This is a genomic window from Burkholderia sp. Ac-20384 (assembly GCF_017104605.1).
GTDB lineage: Bacteria > Pseudomonadota > Gammaproteobacteria > Burkholderiales > Burkholderiaceae > Burkholderia > Burkholderia lata.
In genome coordinates this window covers 1-7,870 of the sequence record NZ_JAAGPE010000375.1, presented here as the reverse complement: position 1 = coordinate 7,870, position 7,870 = coordinate 1, and the positions used below count along the sequence as shown (strand labels likewise).

Below are 7,870 nucleotides of genomic sequence, written 5' to 3'. Positions count from 1 at the left end.
GAGTGCAGCCGTGTGCTCTGCCGATCTCCGCCTGCTCCGCTTTCGCGGAGCGCGCGGCCTTCATCACCCCTGCGCGCGCCGCCACGCTCAGGCCGCCCGCGTTTCCAGCACTTCCACCGCCGGCAGCTTCTTCCCCTCGAGGAACTCGAGGAAGGCGCCGCCGCCCGTCGAGATGTAGCTGACCTGGTCATGGATGCCGTACTTGGCGATGGCCGCGAGCGTGTCGCCGCCGCCCGCGATCGAGAACGCGGACGATTTGGCGATCGCTTCCGCGAGCGTCTTGGTGCCGTTGCCGAACTGGTCGAACTCGAACACGCCGACCGGGCCGTTCCACACAATCGTGCCGGCCTTCTCGAGCTGGCTCGCGAGCGCCTTGGCCGTATCGGGGCCGATGTCGAGGATCATGTCGTCCGCTTCGATGTCGGCGACCTGCTTTACCGTGGCGACAGCCGTCGGCGAGAATTCCTTGGCCGTCACGACGTCGGTCGGGATCGGCACCGATGCGCCGCGCTCGCGCGCTTCGTCGATGATCGCCTTCGCCTCGTTGACGAGGTCGGCTTCCGCGAGCGACTTGCCGATCGACAGGCCGGCCGCGAGCATGAACGTGTTCGCGATGCCGCCGCCGACGATCAGCTGGTCGACCTTGCCGGCCAGCGACTTCAGGATCGTGAGCTTGGTCGACACCTTCGAGCCGGCGACGATCGCCACCAGCGGGCGGGCCGGGTTGCCGAGCGCCTTGCCGAGCGCGTCGAGCTCGGCGGCCAGCAGCGGGCCCGCGCACGCGACCGGCGCGTACTTCGCGATCCCGTGCGTGGTCGCTTCCGCGCGGTGCGCGGTGCCGAACGCGTCGTTCACGTACACGTCGCAGAGCTTCGCCATCTTCTGGGCGAGCTCGTCCGAATTCTTCTTCTCGCCCTTGTTCACGCGGCAGTTCTCGAGCAGCACGACCTGGCCCGGCGCGACGTTCACGCCGTTCTCGACCCAGTTCGACACGAGCGGCACGTCACGGCCGAGCAGCTCGGCGAGGCGCTTCGCGACCGGCGCGAGCGAATCTTCCGGCTTGAATTCGCCTTCGGTCGGGCGACCGAGGTGCGACGTGACCATCACGGCCGCGCCGGCGTCGAGCGCAGCCTGGATGGCCGGCACGGACGCGCGCACGCGCGTGTCTTCGGTGATGTTGCCCTGGTCGTCCTGCGGGACGTTCAGGTCGGCGCGGATGAATACCCGCTTGCCGGCGAGCTGGCCGGCGGCGATCAGGTCGGTAAGACGCTTGACTTGGCTCATGTTGGACAAATTGAAGTAGTGGATGGGGAAAGGGGGTTCACGCTGGACGTGCGCGGGCTGCCGCGAAAGGGCGCCGGATGCGGCCGTGGCTGGCGGTTCGCATGACGCGCACGGGTAAAAAATCTTGAACGGGCATTCTAGCCGATCCACCCGGCAGACTGACCCGCGGGCGGCGAATTCCGCCTATTTGGGATCGCGGGCGGGAACGGACACATTGCCGCAACGCAGCAATGCACCCGCGCGAGCGGCCGGCACCCGGCGGGCCTGAACGGCGGCCCATCAGAAGATCAGGCGCAGCGCGGTGAACACGAGCATCCCGACGACGATCGTGCCGAGCATGCTGCGCCGCCACAAGAACCAGCCGAGGCCGGCGAGCGCCGCGTAGAACGGATGGTTGGACAGCGCGAACGACAGCCCGGCCGGCGTTTCGAGCACGTCGGGCAGCACGACGGCGACCAGCGCCGCCGCCGGCGCATAGCGCATGGCGCGCTGCGCGCGTTCGGGCAGCACCGTGCGTTCGCCGCCGATCAGGAACAGCGCGCGCGTGACGGCGGTGACGATCGTCATCCCGATGATGACGATCCAGATGTCCGTCGCGCTCATTCGATTTCCTTTTCGTGCACGGTTTCGGTGCGGATGCGCCGCCAGTCGGCCCGCTCGACGAAGAAATCGGCCGTGCAGCCCGCCGCGAGCGCGGCGAGCACCGCCAGCGGCAGCGCGAGCCGGTACGGCAGGTCGAACGCGATCAGCGACACGACACCGGCGACCGCGACGGCCGCGAGCGTCGAACGGTTCGCGACCGCCGACACCATGATCGGGATCAGCGCGAGCGTGCCGGCCAGTTCCAGCCCCCAGCTCGCGGGGAAGAAGCTCGCGAGCAGGATGCCGGCGAGCGACGACACCTGCCACGACAGCCAGCTCGCGAGCGCCATCCCCCAGAAATACGCCTCCTTGCCGGGCACGTGGCCGTACGCGAAGGCCTGTTTCTGGAATAGCAGATAGATCACGTCGCCGTTGAAATAGCCGATCGCGAGGCGCCGCCACAGCGGCAGGTAGGAAAAATGGGGAGCAAGCCCGGCGCTGAAGATCACGAAGCGCGTGTTGACCATCGCGGCCGTGAGCAGGATGGTCCAGATCGGCAGCTTCGCCGCGAGGAGCGGCAGCACCGCGAGCTGCGACGAGCCCGCGTAGACCAGCAGCGACATTGCGCTCGCCTGCCCGAGGGTCATCACCGACTTGCTCATCGCGATGCCGGTGACGAGCCCCCACGAGAAAATCGCCATCAGCGTCGGGGAATAGTCGCGCGCGCCCTGGATCAGCGCGAAGCGGTCGGTGGCGGACAATCGAGCGAGCATGGGAAGCGGGCCGCAGCGGGCGGTTCGTCGGGGCGCCGGCGCCTCCTGCCGGTACGACCCGTCGTTATTGGAATCGGTACCGGGCGATTATAGCGCCGGCCCCGCGCCGACCGACCGGATCGCCTTCAAATGACGCTAAAATAAGCGTCTTTCCGGCTCAACGCTGCATACAACCGCATCCCAGGAGAAATCTATGTCAATGGCCGACCGCGACGGCAAGATCTGGATGGACGGCAAGCTGATCGACTGGCGCGACGCCAAGATCCACGTCCTGACCCACACGCTGCACTACGGCATGGGCGTCTTCGAGGGCGTGCGCGCGTACAAGTCGGCCGACGGCAGCACCGCGATCTTCCGCCTGTACGAGCACACGAAACGTCTGCTGAATTCGGCGAAGATCTTCCAGATGGACGTGCCGTTCGACCGGGAAACGCTCGAAGCCGCGCAGCTCGAAGTCGTGCGCGAGAACAAGCTCGAGTCGTGCTACCTGCGCCCGATCATCTGGGTCGGCTCGGAAAAGCTCGGCGTGGCCGCGAAGGGCAACACGATCCACGTCGCGATCGCCGCCTGGCCGTGGGGCGCGTACCTCGGCGAGGAAGGCCTCGCGAAGGGCATCCGCGTGAAGACGTCGTCGTTCACGCGCCACCACGTGAACGTGTCGATGGTGCGCGCGAAGGCGTCCGGCTGGTACGTGAACTCGATCCTGGCGAACCAGGAAGCGACGGCTGACGGCTACGACGAAGCGCTGCTGCTCGACGTCGACGGCTACGTGTCGGAAGGCTCCGGCGAGAACTTCTTCCTGGTGAACAACGGCAAGCTGTACACGCCCGACCTGTCGTCGTGCCTCGACGGCATCACGCGCGATACCGTCATCACGCTCGCGAAGGACGCCGGCATCGAGGTCATCGAGAAGCGCATCACGCGCGACGAGGTCTACACGGCCGACGAGGCGTTCTTCACCGGCACGGCCGCTGAAGTCACGCCGATCCGCGAGCTCGACAACCGCACGATCGGCAGCGGCGCACGCGGCCCCGTCACGGAAAAGCTCCAGTCGGCGTTTTTCGATATCGTGTCGGGCAAGAACGCGAAGTACGCGCACTGGCTGACGAAGGTCTGAGCGCGCCGCGCCACCGACCGCCCCACAAAAGAGTGATAAGAGAAAGTCTCATGAGTGAAATCAAGGAAATGCCGCTGGTCGAGCTGACGGCCAAGGATCTTCCCGCGTACTGCCCGAACCCGGCCATGGCGCGCTGGAGCGCCCACCCGCGCGTCTTCATCGACGTCTCGCACGGCGAGGCGCGCTGCCCGTACTGCGGCACGCGCTACAAGCTGCGCGACGGCGAGGTCGTCAAGGGCCACTGAGCCCCGGCGGCCGGGCCTGCATGCTGATGCAGGCCAGCCGATCCGCCAAGGCGGTGCAGCCGGATTGCCGGCGCGCCGCCGTTCTCCATTCTGGCAACCCGAACGCGGCGCCTGAGCGCCGTGCTTCATTACGACATCGGAAGTCGACCTGATGCGTCGAGCGCTGGTTATCGCACCGAACTGGATCGGTGACGCATTGATGGCGCAGCCACTTTTTGCGCTGCTGAAGAAAAACCATCCCCGCATCGCGATCGATGCCGTCGCACCCTCGTGGGTCGCGCCCGTACTCGAACGGATGCCCGAGATCCACGATGTCTACGCGACCGATCTCGCGCACGGCAAGCTGCAGTTGCTGCGCCGCTGGCAACTCGCGAGCGATCTGCGCGACGTCGGCTACGACGCGGCGTATGTGCTGCCGAATTCGCTGAAATCCGCGGTGATCCCGTGGCTCGCGAACATCCCGCTGCGGGTCGGCTACACGGGCGAGCACCGCTACGGGCTGCTGAACGTGCGGCACGCGAACCCCGACAAGTCGGGCGAGCGGCCGCCGATGACGACCCACTACGCGGCGCTCGCGTACGCGCCGGGCGCGAAGCTGCCCGAGTCGATGAAGACGCTGCCCGCGCCGCGCCTCGACGCCGATCTCAACGAGACGGCGCGCGTGTCCGCGCGTTTCAATCTCGATACACGCAAGCCGCTCGTCGTGTTCTGCCCCGGCGCGGAGTACGGCCCGGCCAAGCGCTGGCCGCCGGAGCACTTCGCGTCGCTCGCCACCATCGTCCACCAGTCGTTCCCGTACACGCAGATCGTCGCGCTCGGTTCGCAGAAGGATGCCGCGGCTGCGCAGGCGATCGCCGACCACGCGCCGAACGTGCGCAACCTGTGCGGGCAGACGTCGCTGTCGGAGGCGTGCGCACTGATCGCGCGCGCGAACGCGGTGGTCACCAACGATTCGGGGCTGATGCACGTTGCCGCCGCGCTACGCCGGCCGCTCGTCGCGCTGTACGGATCGACCGATCCGCGCCACACCCCTCCGCTGTCGGACCTGGCGAAGGTACAATGGCTTCATCTCGAATGCAGTCCCTGCTTCGAACGCGAGTGCCCGCTCGGCCACCTCAAGTGCCTGCGCGAACTCGGTCCCGAGCAGGTATTCGGCGATTTGCGCGGCATGCTCGTCGGGCAACGCTGACCCTGGCCGGCAGCGTCGCACGGCGCGCCGGGCAATCCGATTCACCGGTGTACGGCGGCTCCATGCGGGCCGCCGTGCTGAATACGGCGCGCGACGCGCGCGAGAGATAACCCCGATGCCACGTTTTGCCCGCCTCTTCGAAGCCGCCGCCGATACGCTGAACGCCTACTACCAGGCCGTCGCCGATGCCAATCTCGACGCGCTGCTGGGATTGTGGATCGACGAGGATTTCGCCAGCTGCGTATGGGCGGACGGCGAGCATCTGCACGGCCTCGACCAGATCCGCAGCGGGCTCGCCAACCGGCTCGCCACGCGCCCCGTGACGATCGAGCCGCTCGACATCCGCGTGTACGACAGCCTCGGCACGGTCGTCTATACGATCGCCGAAGCGCATCAGCAGGCCGACCTGACGGCCGAACCCGACATGGTTTTCGCGACGTACGTGATGATTCACGAACGTGGCGAGTGGCGCATCGCGCATATTCACGCGAGCCCGATTCCTGAACAAGCGGCCGGACAATTCGCCGCGAAGATCCGTCACGGGCAGGGTCCGCTGCACTGACGAAAAGACGAAGCAACGCATACGCGGGGCGATCATGAGTACGGCTTCTCCGCCCACCTCGCCGCTGACCGGGGCTCCGGCCCCCGACGACGACATTCTGCGCTATCGCGCACCACGCTGGCTGCCCAACAGCCATGCGCAAACCATCGTGCCCGCGCTGTTTGCGCGGCGTCCCGTCGTCGCTTACCGACGAGAGCGATGGGAAACCCCCGACCACGACTTCATCGATCTCGACTGGGTCGCGCATCTCGACAGCGCGGCGCCGCGGCCCGATGCGCCGCTGTTCGTGCTGTTCCACGGCCTCGAAGGCAGCTCCGGCTCGCACTACGCGCTCGCGATGATGGCCGCCGCGCGCGCGAAGGGCTGGCACGCCGTCGTGCCGCACTTCCGCAGTTGCAGCGGCGAGATCAACCGCCAGCCGCGCTTCTACCATCTCGCCGACAGCGCCGAAGTCGACTGGATCCTGCGCCGGCTCGCCGCGCAGCATCGCGGGCCGCTCGTCGCGGCCGGTGTGTCGCTCGGCGGCAACGTGCTGCTGCGCTGGCTCGGCGAGCATCGCAGCGACACGTCGATCCTGCGGGCGGCCGCCGCGATCTCGACGCCGATCGACGTGCACGCCGGCGGGCGCGCGCTGTCGCAAGGCTTTGCGATGGTCTACACGCGCAGCTTCCTGAAAACGCTCAAGCGCAAGGCGCTCGCGAAACTCGACCAGTACCCGGGGCTGTTCGACCGTGAAGCCATGCTGCAGGCCGTGACGATGCGCGACTTCGACGAGGTCGTGACCGCGCCGCTGCACGGTTTCGCGGATGCGGACGACTACTGGACCAAGGCGACGACACGGCCGCTGCTACCCGCGATCGACGTGCCGACGCTGATTCTCAACGCCCGCAACGACCCGTTCCTGCCCGAATCGGCGCTGCCCGGCCCGGCCGACGTATCGCCGGCCGTCGAGCTCGACCAGCCCGCGGCAGGCGGCCATGCGGGATTCATGACCGGGCCGTTCCCCGGCCGCCTCGACTGGCTGTCGGCGCGGGTGTTCGGCTATTGCTCCAAATTCGTCGACCATGGATGACATCGTCAGGCAGGCCCTCGCCAAATGGCCGAACGTGCCGCACTGTACCGGCTGGCTGCTGCTCGACCGGCGCGGCGAATGGCGGCTGCGCGACGACGCGGCGCAAGCGGCCGGCGAGCTCGGCTCGCCGATCCGGCATGCGGCGCTGAACGCGTTCATCGGCCGCAACTATGAATGCGACGCGCAGGGCCAGTGGTTCTTCCAGAACGGGCCGCAGCGCGTGTACGTCGAGCTCGCCTATACGCCGTGGGTCGTCCGGCTCGCCGAGCGCGACGGGCAGCTCACGCTCACCGACCAGACCGGCACGCCGTTCGAACCGGACGAAGCCTGGCTCGACGACGCGGGTGGCGTGCTGTTTCGCACGGCGGGCGCACCGCCGCGCATCGCGGCGCTGCATGACCATGACCTCGGGCTGTTCGCCGATCACGCGGATTTCGACGCCGCGCCACCGGTGCTGCGCTGGCGCGACGGCCGCACGCTCCCGCTCGGCAGCATCGTCTGCGCGGATGTGCCTGCGCGATTCGGCTACGTCGCAAGCCCGGCGCAACAGGCCCACGACACGGCTGACAGCGGCAACTGACCCGCAGCGGCCTCGCCCGCGCTTGCCGCGCGCCGGCCGCTACCCGCGGCCGTTCTTCTCGTCTTCGCGCTCTTCCTTGTAGCGCGCTTCGAATTCCAGCAGCCGAGCGCCGATCATCGACTGCTCGTAGAACGACACGTCCTTCGCATCGCGCGCCTCCTTCAGCTGGCGAATCGCCGACGGCCACGCGCCGTCGAGCGCAAGCTTCTCCGCGAGCGCGCGGCGCCGCGCCAGCAGGTCGCCCTTGCCGTCGCTCGCCTTCGCGAGATAGTCCCACCAGTCCGGCTGTTCGGGGTCGGCCTTCGCCTGCGCGCGGGCCTGCGCCTGCGCTTCACCGAAACGGCGCGCCGCGATCAGCGCCTGAAGATGCGTGACGATCGCGGCGTGCGATGCCGGCCAGCGGCGCTGCGCGAGCGCCGCAAGCCGCATCGCGTCGTCGGCCCGACCCGCGCGGCGCGCGATGTCA

The 7,870-nt window shown here is 68.1% G+C and carries 9 protein-coding genes and 1 pseudogene; 6 read left to right on the top strand and 4 right to left on the bottom strand.

The window, feature by feature from the left end:
* Positions 1 to 87: 87 nt before the first annotated feature.
* The 3 genes from G3O00_RS37525 to G3O00_RS37515 form a co-directional block, all read right to left on the bottom strand.
* Positions 88 to 1,284: a phosphoglycerate kinase gene (locus G3O00_RS37525; protein WP_011353068.1), complete on the bottom strand. Its 1,197-nt coding sequence runs from the start codon at positions 1,282 to 1,284 to the stop codon at positions 88 to 90.
* A 279-nt stretch (positions 1,285 to 1,563) separates the two neighbouring features.
* Positions 1,564 to 1,887, bottom strand: a complete 324-nt coding sequence (locus tag G3O00_RS37520; RefSeq protein ID WP_011353069.1) for an AzlD domain-containing protein — start codon at positions 1,885 to 1,887, stop codon at positions 1,564 to 1,566.
* Positions 1,884 to 2,639 (bottom strand): AzlC family ABC transporter permease, encoded by a 756-nt coding sequence (locus G3O00_RS37515; RefSeq protein ID WP_206146031.1) that lies wholly within the window; start codon positions 2,637 to 2,639, stop codon positions 1,884 to 1,886. Before G3O00_RS37515 ends, G3O00_RS37520 begins: the two co-directional genes overlap by 4 nt.
* Positions 2,640 to 2,832: 193 nt before the next feature.
* On the opposite strand from G3O00_RS37515, the gene G3O00_RS37510 reads away from it, so the two are divergent.
* The 6 genes from G3O00_RS37510 to G3O00_RS37485 all read left to right on the top strand — a co-directional run bounded on the left by G3O00_RS37510 (position 2,833) and on the right by G3O00_RS37485 (position 7,404).
* Positions 2,833 to 3,756 carry a branched-chain amino acid transaminase gene (locus G3O00_RS37510; protein WP_011353071.1) on the top strand — a complete coding sequence of 308 codons (924 nt, stop codon included), beginning with the start codon at positions 2,833 to 2,835 and terminating at the stop codon, positions 3,754 to 3,756.
* Between the two features lie 50 nt (positions 3,757 to 3,806).
* A complete protein-coding gene (locus tag G3O00_RS37505; RefSeq protein ID WP_006749970.1) occupies positions 3,807 to 4,001 on the top strand; it encodes a zinc-finger domain-containing protein in 195 nt (64 codons plus the stop codon).
* A gap of 151 nt (positions 4,002 to 4,152) precedes the next feature.
* Entirely contained in the window at positions 4,153 to 5,190 is a 1,038-nt protein-coding gene (gene waaF, locus G3O00_RS37500) for a lipopolysaccharide heptosyltransferase II (RefSeq protein WP_041492938.1), read from the top strand.
* 115 nt (positions 5,191 to 5,305) lie between these two features.
* Positions 5,306 to 5,752, top strand: a complete 447-nt coding sequence (locus G3O00_RS37495; RefSeq protein ID WP_006749968.1) for a nuclear transport factor 2 family protein — start codon at positions 5,306 to 5,308, stop codon at positions 5,750 to 5,752.
* 34 nt (positions 5,753 to 5,786) lie between these two features.
* Positions 5,787 to 6,824 (top strand): hydrolase, encoded by a 1,038-nt coding sequence (locus tag G3O00_RS37490; protein ID WP_175043202.1) that lies wholly within the window; start codon positions 5,787 to 5,789, stop codon positions 6,822 to 6,824.
* A complete protein-coding gene (locus G3O00_RS37485; RefSeq protein ID WP_206146030.1) occupies positions 6,817 to 7,404 on the top strand; it encodes a DUF2946 family protein in 588 nt (195 codons plus the stop codon). Before G3O00_RS37490 ends, G3O00_RS37485 begins: the two co-directional genes overlap by 8 nt.
* Positions 7,405 to 7,443: 39 nt before the next feature.
* Here G3O00_RS37485 and G3O00_RS37480 read toward each other — a convergent pair.
* A pseudogene (locus tag G3O00_RS37480) lies at positions 7,444 to 7,870 on the bottom strand (M48 family peptidase); the annotation flags it as partial.

Coding starts and splice junctions, on each gene's coding strand:
- G3O00_RS37525 (WP_011353068.1), bottom strand. CDS start 1,284: ATGAGCCAAGTCAAGCGTCTTACCGACCTGATCGCCGCCGGCCAGCTC.
- G3O00_RS37520 (WP_011353069.1), bottom strand. CDS start 1,887: ATGAGCGCGACGGACATCTGGATCGTCATCATCGGGATGACGATCGTC.
- G3O00_RS37515 (WP_206146031.1), bottom strand. CDS start 2,639: ATGCTCGCTCGATTGTCCGCCACCGACCGCTTCGCGCTGATCCAGGGC.
- G3O00_RS37510 (WP_011353071.1), top strand. CDS start 2,833: ATGTCAATGGCCGACCGCGACGGCAAGATCTGGATGGACGGCAAGCTG.
- G3O00_RS37505 (WP_006749970.1), top strand. CDS start 3,807: ATGAGTGAAATCAAGGAAATGCCGCTGGTCGAGCTGACGGCCAAGGAT.
- waaF (WP_041492938.1), top strand. CDS start 4,153: ATGCGTCGAGCGCTGGTTATCGCACCGAACTGGATCGGTGACGCATTG.
- G3O00_RS37495 (WP_006749968.1), top strand. CDS start 5,306: ATGCCACGTTTTGCCCGCCTCTTCGAAGCCGCCGCCGATACGCTGAAC.
- G3O00_RS37490 (WP_175043202.1), top strand. CDS start 5,787: ATGAGTACGGCTTCTCCGCCCACCTCGCCGCTGACCGGGGCTCCGGCC.
- G3O00_RS37485 (WP_206146030.1), top strand. CDS start 6,817: ATGGATGACATCGTCAGGCAGGCCCTCGCCAAATGGCCGAACGTGCCG.